This is a genomic window from Pseudomonas sp. MD330_10, from assembly GCF_042610415.1.
In the GTDB taxonomy this organism is placed as follows: Bacteria; Pseudomonadota; Gammaproteobacteria; order Pseudomonadales; family Pseudomonadaceae; genus Aquipseudomonas; species Aquipseudomonas rhodesiae.
Genome location: NZ_JBHGZU010000007.1, coordinates 219,435 through 242,251 on the forward strand (window position 1 = coordinate 219,435; position 22,817 = coordinate 242,251).

The window sequence follows — 22,817 nt, forward strand, 5'->3', positions numbered from 1 at the left end:
CTGGACGATAAAGGCCGCTATTATAGCCACCCGATCCTCCGCGTCCGTTATGCCAGGAACCTGTCAAATTATGTCGTCGATTAAACCCGAGGTCGTCATCACCTATTGCACCCAATGCCAGTGGCTGCTGCGTGCCGCGTGGCTGGCCCAGGAACTGCTGAGCACATTTGCCGATGACCTGGGTAAGGTCTCACTGGTGCCGGCTACCGGTGGCACGTTCCATATCACCTGTGACGGTGTGCAGATTTGGGAGCGCAAGGCCGACGGCGGTTTCCCCGAGGCCAAGGTGCTCAAGCAGCGGGTGCGCGACCAGATCGACCCGGCGCGCGATCTGGGCCACAACGACCGTCCCCAATGACGTCACCGCCCCGTGCAAGGGGCGGTGAACTGAGCGCTATCTGGCGTCCAACTTCTGTTTGATGAATCCGACAACCCAGGTCAACACCGCACCGCCCACGCCGCCGCCGAGGATATTGCCGCCAACGGCCGCCACATCCAGCGCTTCGCCGCCTGGAGTACCGGTCAATGCCGAGACAAGCTGACCCAGAACCAGCCCGCCGACACCGCCCAACATCGTGTTAAGCCCGGTACCCAGGCTTTGTTTGGTCATGCCGGCGATGTTTCCGCCAACAGCGCCGCTGACGATTTGAACCAACACGTTAATGAGCATTTCCATGATCAAGTCCTGCATAGCGTTAAGGGAGTGACCACTCGCTTGCAGCAACTGCGGAAAATGCCCTGGCTGTCGTCGAGGAGCCGTTATCCGTTGAACGACGACAGACTGTTGCGGATGCCCGGAGTATAGATCAGGCCGTTGCGGTCGGTTGTTTGGCCGGGCCGGCGCTGCTCATCAGGCCGGAAATCACGATGGCGACGATGATCAAGGCGCCCCCCAGCAGCATGCGCAGGGTCGGCGTTTCGGCAAACAGCAGCCACGCCATGGTGATGCCGTAGACCGGCTCCATGGCAAACACCACCGACGCCGTACGCGCCTTGATCACCGCCAGGCTGGCGACAAACAGGCTGTGGGCCAGGCCGGTGCAGAACACGCCGAGCAGGCCGATCCACAACCAGTCCAGCGCTCGCACATGCGCCAGGCCCGGTGCGGCTACCGGCAACAGGCACGCCGCGACTACCAGGTTCTGGCACAGCGCCGCCTGCACCGCCGGAATGCGCCCGGAGCCGGCGCGGTTGTTCAGCGACAACAGGGAAAACAACAAGCCGGAAAGGATGCCCCAGAGCAGGCCGCCGGTGGCTTCACTGGCCAGGTTGAAGTCGGGGGTCACCAGCACCAGGCCGATCGTGACCAGTACCACCAGCAGTACTTCGTTGGCGCGAATACGCTCGCGGAATATCAGCCCTTCCAGAATGACCGTAAACGCCGGGAACGCTGTGAACCCCAGAGTCGCGACCGCCACACCGGCCACCTTGACCGCAAGAAAAAATGTCACCCAGTGCGCCGCTAGCAACACGCCGCTGACCAGCAGCCGACGCCAGTCGCGCCGCTCCAGGTGCTTCCACGGAGCGCGGCTGGCGAACCGGGCGAACACCGCCAGGGCGAGCACGGCAAACACGGCGCGACCAAACACGATGATGGCTGGCGAAGCGGCCGCCAGTTTGCCGAATACGCCGGTAAGGCCAAACATCAATGCGCCGATATGCAGGGCGCCCAGGGCTGTGCGGGGAGTCATTGCGTTCCTTCAAACCACGAGAGTGACAGGCTCGCAGTCTAGTGGCTTGGGATGGCTGGCGTCTGTCGTGAGGCTCGCGCGTTTTAGCGCAGGACTCGCCCTAAGGCGAGCGCCGCAACGCGCCGGGAGACGCGCCGAACTCACGGGACATAGCGGCGGCAAACGCGCTCTGGGAGCTATAGCCGACCCGCTCGGCGACTTCACCGATGGGCAGCGCGGTATCGCGCAGCAGACTCAGGGCTTTATGCAGGCGTCGGCTGCGGATGTAGTCCATCGGCGTCTGCCCGCACTCGGCGACGAACCGCGCGTGCAGGCGCGCCACCGACAGCCCGGCGATGCGCGCCAGATCGGCCACTTGCAGGGGGTGCGCCACGTGCCGTTCGATATGGGCATTGAAGGCCGGATAGGGCAAGCGTCGACCTGGCACGGGCTGGGGTTGCGCAGAATTGAGGCTGGCCAGCAGCAACACCGAACCTTGCTGCACGATCAGCGGGTCGTCCACTGGGCTGTGGGCCAGCCACTGCACCAACTGGTGCTGACGTGCATCCAGGGCCAGGCGCGCGGGTTGGTCGAGCAGGCGTCGGCTCGCGTCGGCATGTTCGCCAAGGGACTGCAGCAGCCAATGTTCGGTGGGTACGTCCAGCACCAGGCAGCGGCTGCCATCGCGACTGCCGCAGGCGTGATGGGCAGAGAAGGGCAGTACCATCACGCTGCTTTCGCGCACTTGGCTGCCACGGCCATCGACCTCCAGATCCAGATGCCCGGACAGGCCGAACACCAACTGCGCATGCGCATGGCTGTGGGCGATGGGCGCTTCGAGGTAGTGGCGTAGGGTAAGGGACGGTCTCATCACGGTCTCCTGGACGGCGAGGCGTCAGTCTACAACGCATCGTGGGCGCCGGTCGCTGTCATCAGACTGACCCACACTTGTCATGGGCCATTAACCGCCATGGCGCAAGCTCGCGAAAACACCGTCGAGGGATGCCCATGACCAGTGCCGAGTTCGCCAAGCCCAGCCGCAAACAACGGGTGCGTACCCTGTGGATTTCCGATGTGCACCTGGGCACCCGGGATTGCCAGGCCGACCATCTTTCGCAGTTCCTCAAGGGCTATCACGCCGATAAGGTCTACCTGGTGGGCGACATTATCGACGGCTGGAAAATGCGCGGCGGCATGTACTGGCCCCAGGCGCACACCAACGTGATCCGCCGCCTGTTGACCATGGCCAAGCGCGGCACCGAGGTGATCTATGTCACCGGCAACCACGATGAATTCCTGCGCCGTTATTCCAAGCTGATCTTGGGCAATATCCAGTTGGTCGACGAAGCCGTGCATGTGACCGCTGACGGGCGCCACCTGCTGGTGATCCACGGTGATCAGTTTGACGTGATTACCCGTTATCATCGCTGGCTGGCGTTTCTCGGCGACTCGGCCTACGAATTCACTCTGACCTTGAACCGCTGGTTGAACCACTGGCGTGCGCGCTATGGCTATGGTTACTGGTCGCTGTCGGCGTACCTCAAGCACAAGGTCAAGACGGCGGTCAGTTTTATCAGCGATTTCGAAGAAGCGATCGCCCACGAAGTGACCCGGCGTGAATTGCATGGGGTGGTGTGCGGGCATATTCACCATGCGGAGATTCGCAAAGTGGGCGAGGTGGATTACCTCAACTGCGGGGACTGGGTGGAGTCTTGCACGGCGCTGATCGAGCACTGGGATGGCAGTATCGAGTTGTATCGGCTGGCGGATGCCCAGGCCAAAGAAGCGCAACTGAAGGCTGAGGTGGCTCAGGCACACCTTCTGTAACTTCAGATCGCCATCGGGGGCAAGCCCCCTCCCACATTGGAATGCGACCAAATGTGGGAGGGGGCTTGCCCCCGATAGCGGTGTATCAGTCAACCGGTGACTGACTTAGATGCGCAGTGTTCAGTTGCAGACGTCGGCAATAGCCTCGGCCAGCAACGCCAAGCGTGTCGCATCAATCCCCGCCACATTGGCCCGCCCCGAACTGACCATATACACACTGTGCTTCTCGCGCAGTTGCTTGACCTGCTCGGCACCCAGGCCGGTGTAGGAGAACATCCCACGTTGCACGCCAATGTGTGCGAATCGCTCGGATAAGCCATGGGGCGCCAGGGCCTCCACCAGCCCGGAACGCAACTGCGCGATGCGCCCACGCATGGCTTCGACTTCTGCGCTCCACTGCTGTTTGAGCTGGGCATCGCCGAGGATGGTCGCCACCACGGCCGCGCCGTGATCCGGCGGGGTCGACCACAGGTTGCGGGCGATATTCGCCAATTGGCTGCGCACATCCGTCAGCTTCTCGGCATCCGCCGCACACACGATCAATGCGCCGACGCGGTCGCGGTACAAGCCGAAGTTCTTCGAGCACGAACTGGTGATCAGTACTTCCGGCAATTCGGCGGCAAACAGGCGTGCGGCCCAGGCGTCCTGTTCCAGGCCATCGCCGAAGCCCTGGTAGGCGAAGTCGATCAGCGGCAGCAGGTGGCGTTCGCGCACGATCTGCAGCACCTGGCGCCAATCGTCGTGGGACAGATCGAAGCCGGTCGGGTTATGACAGCAGGCATGCAACAACACCACATCGCCTTCCGGCACGGTGGCGAGGGTCGCCAGCATCGCCGCCACATCCAGGCGGTTATCGGCGCCCACGTAGGGGTAATGGCTGACCTTGAGCCCGGCCTTGGCGAAGATGGTTTCGTGGATCGGCCAGGTCGGGTTGCTCAGCCAGACACCACGGCCTGGCAGGTTGGCGGCGATAAAATCGGCGCTCAAGCGCAGCGCGCCGGTCCCGCCCGGGGTCTGGGTGGCGCCGGCACGACGCCCGTGCAACAGCGCGGAGTCGGCGCCCAGCACCAGTTCGCTGATCAGCTGGCCGAACGCGGCGTCGCCATGACCGCCGATGTAAGTCTTGGTGGTTTGCTGGTCTACCAGGCGCTGTTCGGCGAGCTTCACCGACGGCGGAATTGGCGTCAGGCCCTGGTCGTCCTTGTAGACGCCTACGCCCAGGTCGAACTTGTGCGGGTTGGCATCCTGGGCGTACAGGTCCATCAACCCGAGGATCGGGTCGCCGGGCACGCGGCCAATGGCATCGAAATGCATTACTTGCGGCCCTCGGCGGTCTTGGCCACTTCGTCGGTGCGCGCGGCCATGATGAAGTCGTTGCGGTGCAGGCCCTTGATGGAGTGGCTCCACCAGGTCACGGTGACTTTGCCCCATTCGGTGAGCAGGCCCGGGTGATGGCCTTCGACTTCGGAAATCTCACCCACGGCATTGGTGAAGGCCAGGGCGAATTTGAAATTCTTGAACAGGAAAACCTTTTCCAGCTGCATCACGCCGTCGCGCACTTCGATGTTCCAATCAGGGATCTGCTTGATCAGTACCGGCAGTTCTTCATCGCTGACTTGCGGGGCATCGGCGCGGCAGGCTTCGCAGTGGGCTTGGTTCAAGGTGGTCATGTGGAAATGTCCTGAATTCGAATAAGTGAAGGTCAGTGGCGTCACCCTAAAGCAACGCGGCGCCAGGGAACAGACTCACCTGGCCTTAAAAGGCACGGTTCAAGCAGCCTTTGGTTTGGGCGGAAATTTCGGCGCGTGCAGACCCAACTGCATGCCACGCTCGACCATGCCCATGATGTCTTCCTGCGCCACCTCGAACAGACGCTTGAGGTCGGGCAGCACGAAGTACAACGGTTGCAGGATGTCGATGCGGTACGGCGTGCGCATCGCTTCCAGCGGGTCGAAGGCTTGATGCTCGGGCTCGGAGGACAGGCTGTACACCGTCTCCTTGGGCGACGACAGAATCCCGCCGCCGTAGATGCGCCGACCAGCCGGCGTGTCCACCAGGCCGAACTCGATGGTCATCCAGTACAGCCGCGCCAAGTAGACCCGTTGCTCCTTGGTCGCCGCCAGCCCGAGTTTGCCGTAGGTGTGGGTGAATTCAGCGAACCAAGGGTTGGTCAGCAGCGGGCAGTGGCCGAAGATCTCGTGGAAAATATCCGGCTCTTGCAAGTAGTCCAGTTCTTCGCGGGTGCGGATAAACGTCGCCACCGGAAACTGCTTGCTGGCGAGTAATTCAAAGAAGGTTTGGAAGGGAATCAACGCCGGCACGCGAGCGACTTGCCAACCGGTGGTCTCGGCCAGCACTTGGTTGATCTCGCCCAGTTGCGGGATGCGGTCCAGGGGCAAGCCCAACTTGTCGATGCCGTCCAGGTATTCCTGGCAGGCGCGACCTTCGATCACTTTCAACTGGCGCGTGATCAGGGTGTTCCATACCGCATGTTCTTCCGGCGGATAGTGGATAAACCCATGCGCATCGGGCTCGCGGGCCACGTAGTGCGTCTGCTTCATACGGCTCTCCTGCTAGGCATTCGTTCTTGTTATGTCCTGCGATAGGCCTATTGATAACCCGATGGCGTGCGGATGCCAGCCACCTGTGGCAGTGCTACGTAGGAAAATTTACCGTTTTTTGTAAAGTATTCGTTACGATTGACGACCTGCTCTTAGTGTTGGGCTGGGAAAAGCAGTCCGGCTGTCACATAATCTTGACGACTTTCTGCGCCCAGCGACAAAAAGACGCGGCGCCTTCCCTCTTTTCGGGCCTCATTCATGCGTATCAAAGTGCATTGCCAGAACCGCATCGGCATCCTGCGGGACATCCTCAACCTCCTGGTGGAATACGGCGTCAACGTTGCCAAAGGCGAGGTGGGCGGTGAGCACGGCAATGCTATCTACCTGTTCTGTCCGAACCTGGTGAATATGCAATTTCAGGCGTTGCGCCCGCAGTTCGAGGCGATTGCCGGGGTGTTTGGGGTCAAGCGGGTAGGGCTGATGCCCAGCGAGCGGCGACACATGGAACTCAATGCCTTGCTGGGCGCCCTGGAGTTTCCGGTGCTGTCGATCGACATGGGCGGCTCCATCGTCGCCGCCAACCGTGCGGCGGCGCAGTTGCTGGGGGTGCGGGTGGACGAGGTGCCGGGCATTCCGTTGTCACGCTACGCCGAGGATTTCGATTTGCCGGAACTGGTGCGCGCCAGCAAGTCGCGGATCAACGGCCTGCGGGTCAAGGTCAAGGGCGACGTGTTCCTGGCGGATATCGCGCCGCTGCAATCCTCCGAACACGATGACAGTGAAGCCATGGCCGGCGCCGTGCTGACGTTGCATCGTGCGGACCGGGTCGGCGAGCGCATCTACAACGTGCGCAAGCAGGAACTGCGCGGCTTTGACAGCATCTTCCAAAGCTCCAAGGTGATGGCCGCCGTGGTGCGTGAAGCACGGCGCATGGCCCCGTTGGACGCGCCGCTATTAATAGAAGGCGAGACCGGCACCGGCAAAGAACTGTTGGCGCGCGCCTGCCACTTGGCCAGTCCGCGCGGGCAGTCGCCGCTGATGGCCCTCAACTGCGCCGGCCTGCCGGAGTCGATGGCCGAGACCGAGCTGTTCGGCTACGGCCCCGGCGCGTTCGAAGGCGCCCGGGCGGAAGGCAAGTTGGGGCTGCTGGAGCTGACTGCGGGCGGTACGTTGTTTCTCGACGGTGTGGGCGAAATGAGCGCGCGCCTGCAGGTGAAATTGCTGCGCTTCTTGCAGGACGGTTGCTTCCGCCGCGTCGGCAGTGACGAAGAGGTGTACCTGGATGTGCGGGTGATTTGCGCGACTCAGGTGGATCTGTCCGAACTCTGCGCGCGCGGCGAATTCCGCCAGGACCTCTACCACCGCCTCAATGTGCTGTCGCTGCATATCCCACCGCTGCGCGAATGCCTGGATGGCCTGGCGCCGCTGGTGGAGCATTTTCTTGACCAGGCCAGCCGCCAGATCGGCTGCCCGTTGCCCAGGTTGGCACCGGCGGCGATGGAGCGCCTCCGCCATTATCACTGGCCGGGGAATGTGCGGCAGTTGGAAAACGTGCTGTTCCAGGCTGTGTCTTTGTGCGACGGCGGCACGGTGAAGGTCGAGCATATTCGTCTGCCGGATTACGGCGTGCGTCAGCCCCTTGGCGATTTTTCCCTGGACGGCGGTTTGGAGGCGATTGTCGGGCGCTTCGAGAAAGCGGTGTTGGAAAGCCTGTATGTCGAACATCCCAGCAGTCGACAGCTGGGCAAGCGCCTGGGCGTGTCCCACACCACCATCGCCAATAAATTGCGCGATTACGAAATCCTCAAGACCGATAAATAATCAACCGACACAACGTGGGCAAAAATGTGGGAGGGGCAAGGCAAGCCCTAATGCCAGTCAGTTAAGGCGAGAGGGGGCAATGACTAAAAAGTCAGCGCCAATATGCGGATCCAAACGCCCTCCTCATTATTAACTGGAAGAACCGGCTCAAAATGTGGGAGGGGGCTTGCCCCCGATGGCGCTGGGTCAGTCAGCCCATCTGTCACTGACCCACCTCCATCGGGGGCAATTCGAATCGTCGCACCGCCCCTCCCCAAATGGGTTCTCTGTCACCCGTAAGGCGGCCCTTGCCGTAAGCGGCAGTAGTCCGCCGTTTTTTCGACTCTCTCCTCTCCTGAAAAATGTGAAGGCAGCCCGCAAACCCCCGTCCCGCCTGAACTTTCCTGACTTTTTAAAAGTTGGTTCGCTAATTGCTTAAGCCTCATCAGTACAGCGGTGGGCGGCAAGCGTCCGTCATAAAGAGGAAAGAGCGTGGACAAGTACCTTTATGTGGCAATGACCGGCGCCAGCCAGAATGCGCTGGCGCAGAAGGCCCATGCCAACAACCTGGCGAACATTTCCACCAACGGTTTCCAACGCGACCTGGAGCAGGCGCGTTCGATGCCGGTGTTCGGTGACAGCTTTCCGGCGCGGGCATTCGCCCTGACTGAGCGTCCCGCCACCGACTTCACGCCTGGCGCGATGATCGAAACCGGTCGCGACCTGGATGTGGCTGTCAACGGCGATGGCTGGCTGGCCGTACAAACTCCGGATGGCGGCGAAGCCTACGTGCGCAGCGCCAGCATGAACGTGGACGCCCTGGGCGTGCTGCGTGCCGGCAACGGCATGCCGATCATGGGCAACGGCGGCCCTATCGCGGTGCCGCCGCAGCAGAAGATCGAAGTGGGCGCCGACGGCACCATCAGCATCCGTGCCATGGGCGAAGGCCCACGGGTGATGGCCGAAGTGGACCGCATCAAGCTGGTTCAGCCGGACCTGAAGAACATGAATAAGGGCCTGGATGGCACCATCCACACCAAGGATGGCCAGCCGGCTCAGGCCGACGCAGGCGTCAGGCTGACCTCGGGGTTCCTGCAGGCGAGCAACGTCAATGCCGTGGAAGAAATGACGGCGGTGCTGGCGCTTTCCAAGCAGTTCGAGCTGCACATCAAAATGATGAACAGCGCCAAGGAAGACGACCAGGCCATGACACGCGTCATGCAGATGAGCTGATCGCGGTTTCACTGAACCACTAATTTCGCAGCGCAGCGCCAACAAACAGGCGCACGAAGGAGAACAGCATGCTTCCGGCTCTATGGGTTGCCAAAACCGGTCTGTCCGCCCAGGACACCAACCTGACCACCATTTCCAACAACTTGGCCAACGTATCGACCACGGGTTTCAAACGTGACCGCGCCGAGTTCCAGGACTTGCTCTATCAGATCAAGAAGCAGCCGGGCGCTCAGTCGACCCAGGACAGCGAGCTGCCGTCGGGCCTGCAATTGGGTACCGGTGTGCAGATCGTCGGCACCCAGAAGAACTTCAGCGCCGGTAACCTGCAACAAACCGGTCAGCCGCTGGACATGGCCATCAACGGCCGTGGCTTCTTCCAGATCCTGCAACCGGACGGCACTACGTCCTACACCCGTGACGGTACATTCCACCTGGACTCCAACGGCCAGATCGTCACCGCCAACGGTTTTGCCCTGGAACCGGCGATTGTAGTGCCGGCCGATGCCAAGACCTTCACCGTCGGCAACGACGGCACCGTGTCCATTACCGTGGCCGGCAACCCGGCCTCGCAAGTGATCGGCAACCTGCAGACCGCCGACTTCATCAACCCGGCCGGCTTGCAGGCCATGGGCAACAACCTGTTCCTGGAAACCGCCTCCAGCGGCGCGCCACAGATCGGCACCCCTGGCCTGAACGGTTTCGGTACCACGCTGCAAAGCACCCTGGAAACCTCCAACGTCAGCACCGTGGAAGAGATGGTCAACATGATCACCACTCAGCGCGCTTACGAGATGAACTCCAAGGTGATCTCCACCGCCGACCAGATGCTCTCGTTCGTAACGCAGAATCTGTAATCAAGTCTATGGGGCGCCCTGAAAGCGTCTGCAACACCGTGAGGTAAGGGTCATGAATCGCTATGTTTCCGTTCTGGCATTGAGTGGGATTGCCGTGCTCGCGGGCTGTGTCGCCCCGACGCCAAAACCCAATGACCCGTACTACGCGCCGGTGTTGCCACGCACGCCGCTGCCGGCGGCGGCCAACAATGGCTCGATCTACCAGGCCGGTTTCGAACAGAACCTGTACAGCGACCGCAAGGCCTTCCGGGTCGGTGACATCATCACCATCACCCTGAACGAGAAGACCCAGGCCAGCAAGAACGCCAACTCCCAGGTCGGCAAGACCAGCAAGGCAGGCATTGGCCTGACCTCGTTGTTCGGTGCCGTACCTAACACCAACAACCCGTTGGGTGACGGCGATTTGAGCCTCAACGCTGGCTATAGCGGCGACCGTGCGACCAGTGGCAAAAGTGCGGCGGGGCAGGGCAACAGCCTGACCGGTTCGATCACCGTGACCGTGGCCGATGTATTGCCCAACGGCATCATCGCCGTACGCGGTGAGAAGTGGATGACCCTCAACACCGGCGACGAGCTGGTGCGGATTGCCGGCATGGTGCGCGCCGACGATATCTCTACCGACAACACCGTTTCGTCGACGCGAATCGCCGATGCACGCATTACTTACTCGGGGACGGGTTCGTTTGCCGATGCTAGCCAGCCGGGTTGGTTCGACCGTTTCTTCCTCAGCCCGCTGTTCCCTTTCTAGGTGGCCACTTTGAAATTCAAACAGCTGATGGCGGCGGCCCTGTTGCTTTCCTTGAGCGCCGTCGCCCAGGCCGAACGCTTGAAGGACATCGCCAGCATTTCCGGCGTGCGCTCCAACCAGTTGATCGGCTATGGCCTGGTGGTGGGGCTCAACGGTACAGGTGATCAGACCACCCAGACCCCGTTCACCCTGCAAACCTTCAACAACATGCTCTCGCAGTTCGGCATCAAAGTGCCGCCGGGGTCGGGCAACGTGCAGCTTAAAAACGTCGCGGCGGTGTCGATCAGTGCTGATCTACCGGCGTTCTCCAAGCCGGGTCAGGTGGTGGACATCACCGTGTCGTCCATCGGTAACTCCAAAAGCCTGCGTGGCGGTACGTTGCTGATGACGCCCCTCAAGGGTATCGACGGTAACGTTTACGCCATTGCCCAGGGCAACCTGGTGGTGGGCGGGTTCGACGCCGAAGGTCGCGACGGTTCCAAGATCACCGTCAACGTGCCGTCGGCCGGTCGTATCCCTGGCGGGGCCACGGTGGAACGCACCGTGCCCAGCGGTTTCAACCAGGGCAACAGCCTGACCTTGAACCTCAATCGCTCGGACTTCACCACCGCCAAGCGCGTGGTCGACAAGGTCAACGACATGCTCGGCCCAGGCGTGGCCCAGGCCATCGACGGCGGTTCGATCCGTGTGACCGCGCCGCTGGACCCCAGCCAGCGCGTCGATTACCTGTCGATCCTGGAAAACCTGGAAGTCGACCCGGGCCAGGCAGTTGCCAAAGTCATCATCAACTCGCGTACCGGCACGATCGTGATCGGCCAGAACGTCAAAGTCTCGCCGGCGGCGGTAACCCACGGCAGCCTGACGGTGACCATCACCGAAGACCCGATCGTCAGCCAGCCGGGGCCGTTGTCCAACGGCCAGACCGCAGTGGTGCCGCGCTCGCGGGTTAACGCTCAGCAAGAAGCCAAGCCGATGTTCAAATTCGGCCCCGGCACCACCTTGGACGAGATTGTCCGCGCGGTGAACCAGGTGGGCGCGGCGCCCGGCGACTTGATGGCGATCCTTGAAGCTTTGAAACAGGCCGGCGCCTTGCAAGCCGACCTGATCGTGATCTGAGGCCATGGCCATGGATATGCACAAAAGCGGGATTGTCAGTTCGGCGGACTCGGGGTCTTACTCCGACTTGAACCGGCTTAACCAGCTCAAGGTCGGTGCTGACAAAAACAGCGAAGGCAACATGCGCAAAGTGGCGCAGGAGTTCGAGTCGCTGTTTTTGAGCGAGATGCTCAAGTCCATGCGTTCGGCCACCGAGGCGCTGGGCAAAGACAACCCGATGAACACCCCGGCGGCCAAGCAGTACCAGGAAATGTACGACCAGCAATTGGCGGTCTCGCTGTCCCGCGAGGGCGGCGGCATCGGCCTGGCCGACGTGCTGATGCGCCAGATGCAGAAGAACAAGCCGGTGGACGCCCAGGCGGCCACCTTGCAGGGCCCGGCTGCGGTCGAGGCGGTCAAGAAAGTCGATGTGCCGACCGAGATCGCCGCCGGCACCCAGGCCGATGGCCCGCTGGGGCGCTCCAATGGTCAGCGTCCGTTGTGGGCGTTCCGTGTCGCCGAGCCTCAAGCCGGTGCTGCTGCCACTCACAGCAACGATATGGAGCTGATGAACCAGCGCCGTATCGCCTTGCCGAGCAAGCTGACCGATCGCCTGCTGGCCGGCATCGTGCCGAGCACCCAGGTCGCCACCGAGGCCAAGGCCGCGCCGCTGCGCAACAGCGCCCTGCAAGACAACGTGATCAACAGCGGCGCACGCAGTGTTGCCGCGGCCAACGGCAGCATGCAGGTCTATGGCCGCGCCGTGGCCCAGCCACCATTGGCGCCGGCCAAGAAAGCCTTCAGCTCCCAGGACGAATTTGTCGCCACCATGCTGCCGATGGCCGAAGCGGCCGCCAAGCGTATCGGCATCGATCCGAAGTACCTGGTGGCCCAGGCCGCTTTGGAAACCGGTTGGGGCAAATCGGTGATGCGCGCAGAAGACGGCAGCAGCAGCCACAACCTGTTCGGCATCAAGGCCGGCAAGAGTTGGCAGGGCGGCCAGGCTCGCGCGATCACCAGCGAGTTCCGCGACGGGGCGATGGTCAAGGAGACGGCGCAGTTCCGTTCCTACGACTCCTACCAGGACAGCTTCCACGACCTGGTGACGTTGCTGCAAAGCAACGATCGCTATAAAGACGTGGTGAAATCGGCCGATAACCCAGAACGCTTTGTACGCGAGTTGCAAAAAGCCGGTTACGCCACCGACCCGAACTACGCCAACAAGATCTCGCAAATCGCCCATTCGATGAACAGTTACCAGAACTACGCCGCCGCGGGCGCGACCACTCTTTTATAAGGTCTGAACCATGAGTTTGCTCAATATCGGGATGTCGGGGCTTAACGCCGCTCAAGGATCGTTGTCGGTCTTGAGTAACAACATCGCCAACGCCAATACCGCAGGCTATTCGCGTCAGCAGACTATCCAGAACGCTAGCGCGTCGAACCAGTTCGGCGGCGTATTCATCGGCAGCGGCACCACGCTGGCGGATGTACGGCGTGTCTACAACGAGTACCTGGACACGGCGTACCAGAACAGTACGGCATTGAATAATGACGCCCGCGCCTACCAAGACCAAATCAGTGCTGTCGATAAAGTGCTATCGGATAAGAACACCGGTCTGTCATCGGTACTCAGCACCTTCTTCGCCACGCTGCAGACCGCATCCTCCAACCCTAGCGATCTGTCGGCGCGCCAACTGCTGCTGAGCAATGCCCAGACTTTGAGCAATCGCTTCAACTCCATCTCCACCCAGTTGACGCAGCAGAAAGAAACCATCAACAGCCAGTTGAGTACCATGAGTGATCAGGTCAACCAACTGACTTCTTCGATCGCTGCGCTCAACCGGCAAATCTCTCAAGTGCAGGGTTCATCGAGCACCGCTCCGGCCAACCTGCTGGACCAGCGTAGCGAAGCTGTGCGTTCGCTCAATGAACTGATCGGGGTCACCGCCACCGAGAAGAACGGTCAGTTCAGTGTGACCACCGGCAGCGGTCAGTCGCTGGTTGAGGGCGGGTTGTCCAATACGATTACGGCAGTGCCGAGCAGCACGGATAACAGTCAATATACGATCCAGTTGAATGTGAGCGGAACGACACTGGATCTTGGCGCGGTAATCAGTGGCGGAAGCATCGGTGGCCTGTTGCGCTATCGCAGTGATGCCTTGATGCCGGCTATCAATGACTTGGGGCGTATCGCTATTGCGACAGCCGATACCCTGAACAATCAGCTCGGCCAAGGTCTGGATTTGAACGGTGACTTTGGTGTGTCGTTGTTCAACGACATCAATAGTGCAACTGCTATCGCCTCCCGTAGCCAGGCTACCGCCGGCAACAGCAGCGGTTCCGGCAACCTGAATGTGTCGATTGGCGACAGCAGTAAGCTCTCGACCTTCGATTACAAAGTGACCTTCAACGACAGCACCAACCTCAATAAAGCGACGGTGGTGCGTTCGGACGGCAAAGCCCTGGGCATTATCGATCTGTCAGCTACGCCGCCGACCCAGATCGATGGATTTACCTTGTCTCTGGACGGCAAGGGCCCTGTGGCAGTCGGAGACAGTTTCAAGGTCAGCCCCACCGCTACGGGCGCCAGTGGCATCGGCGTGGCGCTTTCTGACGCGAATAAGCTGGCGTTCGCCGGCCCGCTGTCTGGTACTCGTAGTACGACCAACAGTGGCACTGGCACGTTTACCCAGCCCACCTTGACTGTACCGTTGGATATTCATGGCGGGGCAGACACCGCACAGTTGCGCGCGGGTATCGAGAACTCGATGCCGGTCAAAATGGTGTTTGGCAAACCGGCGGCTGACGGCACTCAGCCCTATACCGTCAACGATGCGCAAGGCAACCCGATCGGCACCGGCAGCATCATTCCGGGGCAGGGCAACAAGATCACCGTGGATGTTCCGATGCGAGACGCTTCGGGAGCTGCCATTCCGGGTAAGAGTTTCAAATTCGACACTACCGTGAACGGTTCTCCGGCCGCGGGCGACAGCACCACGTTCGCGTTCAACAGCGGTGGCAAATCGGACGGCCGGAACGCGCAGGAACTGCTCAACTTGCAGACCAAGGCCAGCGTCGGCATGAACGATGGCAATGTCGGCGTAAGCCTGGTGGCGGCCAACAGTCGCCTGGTTTCTCAAGTCGGTTCCAAGGCCAGTCAGGCGGGGGTCGATACCACGGCTACTGGCGCGTTGCTCAGCGCCAACAAGGAAGCGCGCAACTCAGTGTCAGGGGTTAACCTGGATGACGAGGCGGGCGACATGATCAAGTTCCAGCAGTATTACACCGCGTCGTCCCAGATTATCAAGGCCGCGCAAGAAACCTTCACCACACTGATCAATGCTCTTTAAGGGAGGCCGGGACGATGCGTATTTCCACACAGCAGTATTTCGAGACCAGCTCCGCCAAGTACCAGTCCAACTACTCTAGTGTGGTCAAGGCTCAGGATCAGGCCAGCTCCGGCGTACGCGTGCAGACCGCGGCGGATGATCCTGTGGCGGCGGCGCGGTTGCTGATGTTGCAGCAGCAGAAAGACATGCTGTCGCAGTTCAATGGCAACATCGATACCCTGAAGAACTCGCTGGTAACCGAAGATAGCGTTCTTGATAACATCAACACCGCCCTGCAAAAGGCCAGCGAACTGGCCCTGAAGGCCGGTAATGTCGGGATCAGTGATGCGGACCGCAAATCGATTGCGGCCGAGGTCGGTGCCATTGAGGATCAGGTACTGGGCCTGCTCAATTCTAAGGATGCCGGGGGCAATTACCTGTTTTCCGGAAGCAAGACCGACACGCCGCCCTATACGCGCAACAATAACGGCACCTACAGTTATCAGGGCGACGACATCCCGTTGAGCCTGAAGATCGCCGAGAATATTTCCGTCTCGATGGGCGACACCGCCAAAAGCATGCTCGAGAGCTCCGCGAACACGGGTCGCACCCAGACCGCGCCGATTCTTGTGCCGCCTGCGGTCGATGACGGCAAGGTCACTATATCGGCGGGGTTGATCGCTGCCGAGACCAGCTATGACAGCAGCTTTGCCGATGGGCAGCCATACAAGCTGACCTTTGTCAGCAGCACTCAATACACGGTGAGCGACAACACCGGCAAAGACATCACCTCCGAGATTCCGGGTAACGGCACGTTCGATGCCACCAAAGAGGGCGCCTCGACCATCAATCTGCGTGGCGTGAAGTTCGACATCGGCCTGAACCTGGGTAAGGACGCTTTGGGTAAAGACGTGTTGCCCGGCGCACCGGCGGATGCGGTTGTCAAAGACCGCGAGTTCAGCCTGTCGATCAAACCGGACACCTTCAGTGTTTCGCGCACTCCCAGCAACCCGACCACGGCTCAAATAAGCGGTGGTACGGTCAGTGATTCGGCGGCTTATGCCAGCACTTTCCCCAACGCTGGTATGGTCATCAAGTTCGGCGCGGCGGGTGATTACAATGTGTATGCACAGCCGTATAGCTCGGATAGCAAGTCCATCGCCAGCGGCACCCTGGCCGCCGGCGCCACAACCTTGAGCGCGGCGGGTGTGACATTTGACGTCACGACCACGCCGCCACCGGGTGATGGCGACCAGTTTGTGATTGGCGCCACCAGCAACAAAAACGAGAACGTGCTCGACACTCTCAGCCATTTGCGCCAAATCCTAGAGACGCCCTCGGACGGAAAACCGGCGGCTCAGAAAGAACTCAAGGATGTGGTCGCCCGTTCCATCGGTAATCTGACCAACGCCAAGAGTCAGATCGACCAGGTGCGCGGCGCCATCGGTGCTCGCTTGAATGGTATGGATATCCAGTCCCAAGAGAACACCAGCTTGAGCCTGGCCAACGCCACCACCATGAACGCATTGGGCAACGTCGATTTTGCGGATGCCGCTATCAATCTGAGTCTGCAACAAACCATGCTGCAAGCCTCGCAGCTGGCCTTTGTGAAGATTTCGCAGTTGAGCCTGTTCAACAAAATGTGACTTCACCGCATCAGCACAGCGGCCTCGCCTGGAAACAGGCGGGGCCGCTGTCGTTTCAGGGGGCTCAATTGTTTAAAGGTTTTGCATAAACCGGAGAAAATTGAGTGACCTGTGAGTCATAAAGCGCATCTTCACTGTATCGTGTGAAAAGGATAAGTCGTCTCAGGGTCCTTGCGGGGCGGCTTTCAGCGGGATTTTTATGGGGTTACCCCCTTTATTGTCAGCACTCCAGGCGTCGGCCGTGGGGTGTTCTCCAGCTATTTAGTATTGGGAAGCCACAATGATTGGCATAAAAAGCATCGCCAGTTACGTGCCGGCGGACGGTATCGATAACTACGCCCAGGGTGCCAAATTCGCCAAGGATGAAGAGTTCATCATTGGCAAGATCGGTTCGGCGTTCCTGCCGCGCAAGGAAGCCACGCAGGAAACCTCAGATCTGTGTGTCGAAGCGGTCAACGCCTTGTTTGCCAACAACCCGGATCTCAAGCGCGAGTCGATTGACGCGCTGATCGTCGTGACCCAGAACGGTGACGAAGAGGGCTTGCCCCATACAGCCGCCATCGTCCAGGACAAACTCGGCTTGCCGACCCACGTCGCCGCGTTCGATATTTCCCTGGGCTGCTCCGGTTATGTCTACGGCATCTACGCGATGAAAGGCTTCATGGAAGCCGCCGGCCTGAAAAACGGCCTGCTGGTCACCGCCGACCCGTACTCCAAGATCGTCGACCCGGAAGATCGCAACACCACCATGCTGTTCGGCGACGCCGCCACTGCGACCTGGATGGGCGAAGACGCCTCGTGGCTGCTGGGCAAGTCCAAGTTCGGCACCGACGGTTCCGGCGCACCGCACCTGAAGGTCAGCGATGGCGTGTTCTTCATGAACGGTCGCCAGGTGTTCAACTTTGCCTTGCTCAAAGTTCCGGCGCATTTGCACGAGCTGCTCAATGAGTCGGACCTCAAGGCCGATGACATCGACGCGTTCTGCATTCACCAGGGCAGTGCGGCGATTGTCGACGCCGTGGCCCGTCGCTTCGAAGAGGCGCCGGTGGACAAGTTCATCAAGGACATGGTCGAGACCGGTAACACCGTGTCGTCGAGCATTCCGTTGCTGCTGGAAAAGCACGTGATGGACGCCACCTGGAAGCGTGTGGCGATCAGTGGATTCGGTGTGGGCCTGTCGTGGGGCTCGGCGATTCTGCATCGTCCGTGACGCGTCTTTAGACTGCGTTCACCGCAAAAGCAAACGCCGATGATCGAAAGATCATCGGCGTTTTTTATTTGGCGCCAGAAAAGCCACCAAAATCGGCGTTAAAACCCGGCTTAAACCCTTGAATTACAAGGGGTGGCACCACGCCAGTAAAAAAAATCAAAAAAACCCTCAAGCAACCGGCTACCACGACGATAACTATTACGTAGGTTCTCTAGGCCACACCCGGCGGTTGCCAGGGCCGGAAGCCGCAGTATCCAATACCAACGAGGATTTCGTCATGGCATTATCAGTAAACACCAACATCACTTCCCTGGGTGTCCAGAAGAACCTGAACAAAGCTTCCGACGCTCTGAGCCAGTCGATGAACCGTCTGTCCTCCGGTCTGAAAATCAACAGCGCTAAAGACGACGCTGCTGGCATGCAGATCGCCAACCGTCTGAACAACCAGGTCAAAGGCCTGAACGTTGCGATCTCCAACGCCAACAACGGCGTGTCGATTGCCCAGACCGCTGAAGGCGCGATGCAAGAATCCACCAACACCCTGCAGCGTCTGCGTGAACTCGCCCTGCAAGCGGCGAACGGTGATAAGAGCGACGCTGACCGTGTTTCCCTGCAGCAAGAATTCACCGCTAAAGTGGGCGAGCTGAACCGTATCGCCAGCACCACTACCTTCGGTGGTCGTAACCTGCTGGACGGCTCGTTCAACAACGTAGCGTTCCAGATCGGCGCCAACGCCAACGAGACTATCTCGTTCGGCATGACCGATATCAGCTCGACTGCGCTGAAAGGTAACTACAAAGAAGCTAGCGTAAACAGTACTGCCTTGACTGGCTTGGCTGCTACCGCTACTGGTTCAGTGCTGACTGACAAAGCGACTGTAGTAGGCAGCGCCGCGGCCACTGCGACTCTGGCAACCGACGCGTTCACGATTAACGGTACTGAAATTACCTTGTCTGCCGCCGGTGCTGGCGCTCCTGCCGGTAATGCTGCTGTTACCGCCATCAACGCTAAAACCGCTCAGACTGGCGTTACCGCTTCTGCTGATGCTGCTGGCATTGTGAGCCTTTCGTCGACCAGCCCTATCGTGCTGGCAGCCTCCGCAACTGGCGGTGCCACCGCTGGTTTGGCTAGCTTGGGTCTGACTGCAGGCACCACCGCTGTGTCGAGCAACTTGGGTGCGGCCGGTGCAGTAACAGTCAACGGCAACGCTGTAACCTGGGCAAAAAATGACACCATGGCCAGCGTCCTGACCAAGCTGACCACTGCTGCTGGTGGCGCTGCTAACGGTGCTTCCGCCACTTTCACTGATGGTCGCGTCAAGCTGACCTCTGGTAACGGTGACGACATCAAACTGGCTAACACCTCTGCCGGCTCGTTATCGCAACTGGGTCTGTCGGCTGGTACTACCCAAGCCAAACTGACTGCCGACACTTCCATCGACGTAAACGGCGTTGAAGTTAAGTTCAAGAAAGGTGACACCTCCGACGCGATCGTAGCTTCGATCAACAGCGCCAGCACTGGTGTACAGGCCAGCAAAAATACTGACGGCACCCTGAACCTGTTCGCCGACAAAGACATCACCATCAAGGACGGCAGCGCCGGTACTGGCCTGGCGGCACTGGGTCTGACCACTGTTGCTGCGGCCGGTACTAAAACCGCCGTCACTATGGAAACCAGCGTTTCCGACCTGAACATCCTGACTGCCGCTTCTTCGCAGCAGGCTATCCAGGCTCTGGACGACGCCATGCAGCAGATCGACAGCCAGCGTTCGCAGCTGGGTGCCGTACAAAACCGCTTCGCCAGCACCGTGGCCAACCTGCAGAGCATTTCGCAGAACTCCTCCGCTGCCAAAGGCCGCGTAGAAGACGCCGACTTCGCTTCTGAAGCTGCTGAACTGACCAAGCAACAAACCCTGCAACAGGCTTCCACTGCGATCCTGTCCCAGGCCAACCAACTGCCTTCCTCTGTTCTGAAGCTGCTTCAGTAATAGCGGTAGCGGTTAAATAACGGGAGGGTGCGTTTAACAACGTGCCCTTCCGTTTTTTCAGTTTGGAGGTGATGACATGGACATGAGCATCAAGCTTAACGCGTCTTACCCGGCTGGTATTACCCAGGCCAGTAGTGCGCCTGTAACACCGTTCAAGCCTGCGGCCCCCAGTGAACCGGTCAAGGGTGAAGAGCCCCAGCGCGTGGCATTGGAAAAAGCGGTGACTGATATACGAGAGTTTGTGCAGGCTTCACAGCGCAATCTGGATTTTTCCATCGATGACACCACCGGCAAAGTGGTCGTCAAGGTGATTGCCACGGACAGTGGCGAAGTAATTCGACAAATTCCATCGGAGACCGCGCTGAAGTTGGCGCAGAATCTGAGCGATGCCAGCAGCGTGCTGTTTGACAGCAAGGCGTGAGTTGGCACGAAACATGTTTCTGATTGCGGTCAGAGCACGCGAGCGCCAAAAAAACGGCCGCTGCAGGACAAGGAGAATGGCAAATGGCTAGTTCAACGATTTCCGGCCCAGGTTCGGGCTACGACACGCAGGCTATCGTCAAAGCGTTGGTGGGGGCTGAGCAGGCGCCCAAGCAGCAGCAGATCACCAACGAACAGAAAGCAGCCACCGTCCAGTTGTCGGCTGTTGGCTCGGTCAAGACGGCGTTGGAAGCCTACCAGGCGGCGATCACCAAGTTGAACAATGCCTCGGCGTTTAACGGGCTGTCGGCCTCCTCTTCGGAGGAGAAGAACATCAAGGTCACTCTGGGGGACGGTGCATCCAGCGGCAAATACGTGCTGAAAGTCACCAACCTGGCGACCGCGTCGAAAGTCACTACGGCGATGAATGCGGACGGCGCTTCTGGCAAGGCCAACAGCACCGACGGAGATCAGACGCTGACGATCAATCAGTCGGGCAAAAGCTATGACGTGGTAATTCCCGGCGGCGCGACCTTGCAGCAAGTGCGTGAGACGATCAACACCCAGCTCTCGGCTCAGGGCATCAGTGCCAACGTGCTGAGTGACTCCAACGGTGCGCGTCTGGTGCTGACCTCGACCACCATGGGGGATGGTACCGACATCACTCTCAGCGGTGATTCCGAACTGGCCACAGGCTACGACAAAGGCAAAGCCCCCACCAACGCCAAGTATTCAATCGATGGCGTTGAAATGTCGTCGAACACCAATAAGATCACCTCTGCGATCAGTGGTGTGACCCTGGACCTGCTGGACACGATCGATACGACCAAGCCGACGACCATCACCGTGGCCAGCAATACCGATACATTGAAGACGTCGGTGCAGTCCTTCGTCAGTGCCTATAACACGCTGATGACCGCGATCAACACCCAGACCAAAGTCACGGCTACCGGGGATGCCTCGACCACCACAGCCGCGGCGTTGACGGGCGACGCGTCGATGCGTCAATTGGTCAACAGCCTGCGCTCCGAACTGGTCAACGGCTCTGGCGCCGGCACCATGACCAGCTTGGCGCAGATGGGTATCACCACGGATCAGAAAACCGGGCTGTTGAGCCTGGACGATAAGACCTGGGACAAAGCGGTGGTCAAGGGCGCAGGCGATATTGCCAAGCTGTTTACCGGCGACACTGGCTTGATCACACGCATGAACAAGGCGACCAACAGTTACGTGGGCACCACTGGCACCTTGGCAGCCCGTGCGACCGACTTGAACAATAAGTTGACGGATTTGAACACCCAGACGGCGGATCTGACACGACGCATGGACGCCTTGCAAAAGTCCCTGACCGCCAAGTACACCGCGATGGACACCATGATCGCGCAGATCAATGCCAGTAGCTCCAGCATCATGACCACCCTCAACTCGCTGAACAATCCGAAGTCGAGCTGATAGTCGGTGCGCCTAAAAGCCCTGATCCAGGGCTTTGTCGCACAGTTCTGGATTAAAGTTTTTGTCGCCATGGTCGAAAAACTGGTTAAGCAACCCTATTCGATTGTAGCCCGTTACGAGGTAGCAACATGAACCCGATGAGAGCCCTTCGCCAGTACCAGAAGGTCAATTCCCATGCTCAGGTCTCCGAGGCCAGCCCGCATCGCCTCGTGCAGATGCTGATGGAGGGTGGTTTGGATCGTATGGCGCAGGCCAAGGGCGCGTTGAGTCGCGGTGATATCGCCCAGAAAGGGCTGTTGCTAGGCAAGGCCATTGAAATTATCTCCGGCCTGCGCGATGGCCTGGAGCCGGAGAAGGCCGAAGATCCGGAAGCGATTCAGCGCTTGGACGCGCTGTACAACTACATGGGTAATCGTCTGGTCGAGGCTAATCAGGTCAATGACGCCGAGATGATCGACGAAGTCGCGCGTCTGCTGATCACCGTCAAGACTGGCTGGGATGCCATTGCTCCACAATAAGGCGGACCGCCTAGAGGTACACATCATGAGCCACGCACTGCAACGTATTGACGAGACCCGCGAAGCCCTGATCGGCGCGCTGGCTGAGCGCAACTGGGAGGCTGTCAGCGAGTTGGATCTGGGTTGCCGTGCGGTGATTGATGAGGTGCTCAGCGAAGCCCCTGTGGACGAAGATGCGCTGCGTGAGAAGCTGGAGAGTCTGCTGGCGGTCTACCAGCAATTGCTGGAGGTAACGACCGGCGAGCGCCAGGCGATTTTCGAAGAGATGTCGCAGATCAACCAAGCGAAGAATGCGTCAAAGGTCTACCATCTGTTCGGCTGAACAGACGCAGTTAATCCGACCGGCGCGTCATAAATTTGACCGTGCCAGCTTTTTTGACTTAACTAGTGCTGTTTTCAGAGTTCAGACGTCTATAGAGTAAGAAGTCCTACAGCCGTCTCGATTGCCCTTACACTTGGGCAGG

At 59.8% G+C, this 22,817-nt stretch carries 22 protein-coding genes; 16 read left to right on the top strand and 6 right to left on the bottom strand.

Annotated features, from left to right (window positions below):
- Positions 1–70: 70 nt before the first annotated feature.
- Positions 71–358 carry a SelT/SelW/SelH family protein gene (locus ACFZPT_RS13965; protein WP_034099542.1) on the top strand — a complete coding sequence of 96 codons (288 nt, stop codon included), beginning with the start codon at positions 71–73 and terminating at the stop codon, positions 356–358.
- A gap of 36 nt (positions 359–394) precedes the next feature.
- Here the strand turns inward: ACFZPT_RS13965 and ACFZPT_RS13970 are convergent, their stop codons facing one another.
- From ACFZPT_RS13970 to ACFZPT_RS13980, 3 genes are all read right to left on the bottom strand, one after another.
- A complete protein-coding gene (locus ACFZPT_RS13970) occupies positions 395–676 on the bottom strand; it encodes a hypothetical protein (RefSeq protein ID WP_040269035.1) in 282 nt (93 codons plus the stop codon).
- 130 nt (positions 677–806) lie between these two features.
- A complete protein-coding gene (locus ACFZPT_RS13975) occupies positions 807–1,691 on the bottom strand; it encodes a DMT family transporter (RefSeq protein ID WP_034099538.1) in 885 nt (294 codons plus the stop codon).
- A 100-nt stretch (positions 1,692–1,791) separates the two neighbouring features.
- The gene (locus ACFZPT_RS13980; protein ID WP_034114747.1) at positions 1,792–2,541 is read right to left on the bottom strand and encodes an AraC family transcriptional regulator; all 750 of its coding nucleotides are present in this window, start codon (positions 2,539–2,541) and stop codon (positions 1,792–1,794) included.
- A gap of 137 nt (positions 2,542–2,678) precedes the next feature.
- Here ACFZPT_RS13980 and ACFZPT_RS13985 point away from each other — a divergent pair, with 137 nt between their 5' ends.
- Positions 2,679–3,497: a UDP-2,3-diacylglucosamine diphosphatase gene (locus tag ACFZPT_RS13985; protein ID WP_034099534.1), complete on the top strand. Its 819-nt coding sequence runs from the start codon at positions 2,679–2,681 to the stop codon at positions 3,495–3,497.
- 120 nt (positions 3,498–3,617) lie between these two features.
- Here ACFZPT_RS13985 and ACFZPT_RS13990 read toward each other — a convergent pair whose 3' ends face one another.
- From ACFZPT_RS13990 to phhA, 3 genes are all read right to left on the bottom strand, one after another.
- Positions 3,618–4,811 carry an amino acid aminotransferase gene (locus ACFZPT_RS13990; RefSeq protein ID WP_099311993.1) on the bottom strand — a complete coding sequence of 398 codons (1,194 nt, stop codon included), beginning with the start codon at positions 4,809–4,811 and terminating at the stop codon, positions 3,618–3,620.
- Positions 4,811–5,167: a 4a-hydroxytetrahydrobiopterin dehydratase gene (locus ACFZPT_RS13995; protein WP_379555414.1), complete on the bottom strand. Its 357-nt coding sequence runs from the start codon at positions 5,165–5,167 to the stop codon at positions 4,811–4,813. The genes ACFZPT_RS13990 and ACFZPT_RS13995 overlap by 1 nt, the downstream gene beginning before the upstream one ends.
- Before the next feature lie 99 nt (positions 5,168–5,266).
- A complete protein-coding gene (gene phhA, locus ACFZPT_RS14000; RefSeq protein ID WP_099311995.1) occupies positions 5,267–6,058 on the bottom strand; it encodes a phenylalanine 4-monooxygenase in 792 nt (263 codons plus the stop codon).
- A 258-nt stretch (positions 6,059–6,316) separates the two neighbouring features.
- Here phhA and ACFZPT_RS14005 point away from each other — a divergent pair, with 258 nt between their 5' ends.
- The 14 genes from ACFZPT_RS14005 to fliT all read left to right on the top strand — a co-directional run bounded on the left by ACFZPT_RS14005 (position 6,317) and on the right by fliT (position 22,675).
- Positions 6,317–7,879, top strand: coding sequence for a sigma-54-dependent transcriptional regulator (locus ACFZPT_RS14005; RefSeq protein WP_099311997.1), 1,563 nt, complete (start codon positions 6,317–6,319; stop codon positions 7,877–7,879).
- 471 nt (positions 7,880–8,350) lie between these two features.
- Positions 8,351–9,091 (top strand): flagellar basal body rod protein FlgF, encoded by a 741-nt coding sequence (locus ACFZPT_RS14010; protein ID WP_034099525.1) that lies wholly within the window; start codon positions 8,351–8,353, stop codon positions 9,089–9,091.
- Positions 9,092–9,159: 68 nt separating this feature from the next.
- A complete protein-coding gene (gene flgG / locus ACFZPT_RS14015; RefSeq protein WP_034099522.1) occupies positions 9,160–9,945 on the top strand; it encodes a flagellar basal-body rod protein FlgG in 786 nt (261 codons plus the stop codon).
- Between the two features lie 52 nt (positions 9,946–9,997).
- The gene (gene flgH, locus ACFZPT_RS14020) at positions 9,998–10,693 is read left to right on the top strand and encodes a flagellar basal body L-ring protein FlgH (RefSeq protein WP_034099521.1); all 696 of its coding nucleotides are present in this window, start codon (positions 9,998–10,000) and stop codon (positions 10,691–10,693) included.
- Positions 10,694–10,720: 27 nt separating this feature from the next.
- Complete coding sequence (locus ACFZPT_RS14025; protein ID WP_034099860.1) at positions 10,721–11,809, top strand: flagellar basal body P-ring protein FlgI; 1,089 nt, start codon at positions 10,721–10,723, stop codon at positions 11,807–11,809.
- A gap of 4 nt (positions 11,810–11,813) precedes the next feature.
- Positions 11,814–13,085: a flagellar assembly peptidoglycan hydrolase FlgJ gene (gene flgJ, locus ACFZPT_RS14030; RefSeq protein ID WP_099311999.1), complete on the top strand. Its 1,272-nt coding sequence runs from the start codon at positions 11,814–11,816 to the stop codon at positions 13,083–13,085.
- Positions 13,086–13,095: 10 nt separating this feature from the next.
- Positions 13,096–15,141, top strand: coding sequence for a flagellar hook-associated protein FlgK (gene flgK, locus ACFZPT_RS14035; RefSeq protein WP_034114744.1), 2,046 nt, complete (start codon positions 13,096–13,098; stop codon positions 15,139–15,141).
- Between the two features lie 14 nt (positions 15,142–15,155).
- The gene (locus tag ACFZPT_RS14040; RefSeq protein ID WP_040269028.1) at positions 15,156–16,766 is read left to right on the top strand and encodes a flagellar hook-associated protein 3; all 1,611 of its coding nucleotides are present in this window, start codon (positions 15,156–15,158) and stop codon (positions 16,764–16,766) included.
- A gap of 280 nt (positions 16,767–17,046) precedes the next feature.
- Positions 17,047–17,976 (top strand): ketoacyl-ACP synthase III, encoded by a 930-nt coding sequence (locus ACFZPT_RS14045; RefSeq protein WP_099312002.1) that lies wholly within the window; start codon positions 17,047–17,049, stop codon positions 17,974–17,976.
- A gap of 277 nt (positions 17,977–18,253) precedes the next feature.
- The gene (locus ACFZPT_RS14050) at positions 18,254–19,963 is read left to right on the top strand and encodes a flagellin (protein ID WP_034099513.1); all 1,710 of its coding nucleotides are present in this window, start codon (positions 18,254–18,256) and stop codon (positions 19,961–19,963) included.
- 76 nt (positions 19,964–20,039) lie between these two features.
- The gene (locus ACFZPT_RS14055; protein ID WP_034099511.1) at positions 20,040–20,384 is read left to right on the top strand and encodes a flagellar protein FlaG; all 345 of its coding nucleotides are present in this window, start codon (positions 20,040–20,042) and stop codon (positions 20,382–20,384) included.
- Between the two features lie 83 nt (positions 20,385–20,467).
- A complete protein-coding gene (gene fliD, locus ACFZPT_RS14060; RefSeq protein ID WP_099312004.1) occupies positions 20,468–21,835 on the top strand; it encodes a flagellar filament capping protein FliD in 1,368 nt (455 codons plus the stop codon).
- A 128-nt stretch (positions 21,836–21,963) separates the two neighbouring features.
- Complete coding sequence (gene fliS, locus ACFZPT_RS14065; RefSeq protein ID WP_034099507.1) at positions 21,964–22,353, top strand: flagellar export chaperone FliS; 390 nt, start codon at positions 21,964–21,966, stop codon at positions 22,351–22,353.
- Positions 22,354–22,378: 25 nt separating this feature from the next.
- On the top strand, positions 22,379–22,675 hold the full coding sequence (fliT, locus tag ACFZPT_RS14070; protein WP_034099506.1) for a flagellar protein FliT: 297 nt from the start codon (positions 22,379–22,381) through the stop codon (positions 22,673–22,675).
- The last annotated feature ends 142 nt before the right edge of the window (positions 22,676–22,817 follow it).

Bases quoted from the DNA above. Each gene is read 5' to 3' on its own strand.
- ACFZPT_RS14050 (WP_034099513.1), top strand. From the start codon at position 18,254: ATGGCATTATCAGTAAACACCAACATCACTTCCCTGGGTGTCCAGAAG.
- flgJ (WP_099311999.1), top strand. From the start codon at position 11,814: ATGGCCATGGATATGCACAAAAGCGGGATTGTCAGTTCGGCGGACTCG.
- ACFZPT_RS13965 (WP_034099542.1), top strand. From the start codon at position 71: ATGTCGTCGATTAAACCCGAGGTCGTCATCACCTATTGCACCCAATGC.
- ACFZPT_RS13970 (WP_040269035.1), bottom strand. From the start codon at position 676: ATGGAAATGCTCATTAACGTGTTGGTTCAAATCGTCAGCGGCGCTGTT.
- fliD (WP_099312004.1), top strand. From the start codon at position 20,468: ATGGCTAGTTCAACGATTTCCGGCCCAGGTTCGGGCTACGACACGCAG.
- ACFZPT_RS13990 (WP_099311993.1), bottom strand. From the start codon at position 4,811: ATGCATTTCGATGCCATTGGCCGCGTGCCCGGCGACCCGATCCTCGGG.
- flgK (WP_034114744.1), top strand. From the start codon at position 13,096: ATGAGTTTGCTCAATATCGGGATGTCGGGGCTTAACGCCGCTCAAGGA.
- phhA (WP_099311995.1), bottom strand. From the start codon at position 6,058: ATGAAGCAGACGCACTACGTGGCCCGCGAGCCCGATGCGCATGGGTTT.
- fliS (WP_034099507.1), top strand. From the start codon at position 21,964: ATGAACCCGATGAGAGCCCTTCGCCAGTACCAGAAGGTCAATTCCCAT.
- ACFZPT_RS14040 (WP_040269028.1), top strand. From the start codon at position 15,156: ATGCGTATTTCCACACAGCAGTATTTCGAGACCAGCTCCGCCAAGTAC.
- ACFZPT_RS13980 (WP_034114747.1), bottom strand. From the start codon at position 2,541: ATGAGACCGTCCCTTACCCTACGCCACTACCTCGAAGCGCCCATCGCC.
- ACFZPT_RS14025 (WP_034099860.1), top strand. From the start codon at position 10,721: ATGGCGGCGGCCCTGTTGCTTTCCTTGAGCGCCGTCGCCCAGGCCGAA.
- ACFZPT_RS14045 (WP_099312002.1), top strand. From the start codon at position 17,047: ATGATTGGCATAAAAAGCATCGCCAGTTACGTGCCGGCGGACGGTATC.
- ACFZPT_RS14005 (WP_099311997.1), top strand. From the start codon at position 6,317: ATGCGTATCAAAGTGCATTGCCAGAACCGCATCGGCATCCTGCGGGAC.
- ACFZPT_RS14055 (WP_034099511.1), top strand. From the start codon at position 20,040: ATGGACATGAGCATCAAGCTTAACGCGTCTTACCCGGCTGGTATTACC.
- ACFZPT_RS13985 (WP_034099534.1), top strand. From the start codon at position 2,679: ATGACCAGTGCCGAGTTCGCCAAGCCCAGCCGCAAACAACGGGTGCGT.
- fliT (WP_034099506.1), top strand. From the start codon at position 22,379: ATGAGCCACGCACTGCAACGTATTGACGAGACCCGCGAAGCCCTGATC.
- ACFZPT_RS13995 (WP_379555414.1), bottom strand. From the start codon at position 5,167: ATGACCACCTTGAACCAAGCCCACTGCGAAGCCTGCCGCGCCGATGCC.
- flgG (WP_034099522.1), top strand. From the start codon at position 9,160: ATGCTTCCGGCTCTATGGGTTGCCAAAACCGGTCTGTCCGCCCAGGAC.
- ACFZPT_RS13975 (WP_034099538.1), bottom strand. From the start codon at position 1,691: ATGACTCCCCGCACAGCCCTGGGCGCCCTGCATATCGGCGCATTGATG.
- flgH (WP_034099521.1), top strand. From the start codon at position 9,998: ATGAATCGCTATGTTTCCGTTCTGGCATTGAGTGGGATTGCCGTGCTC.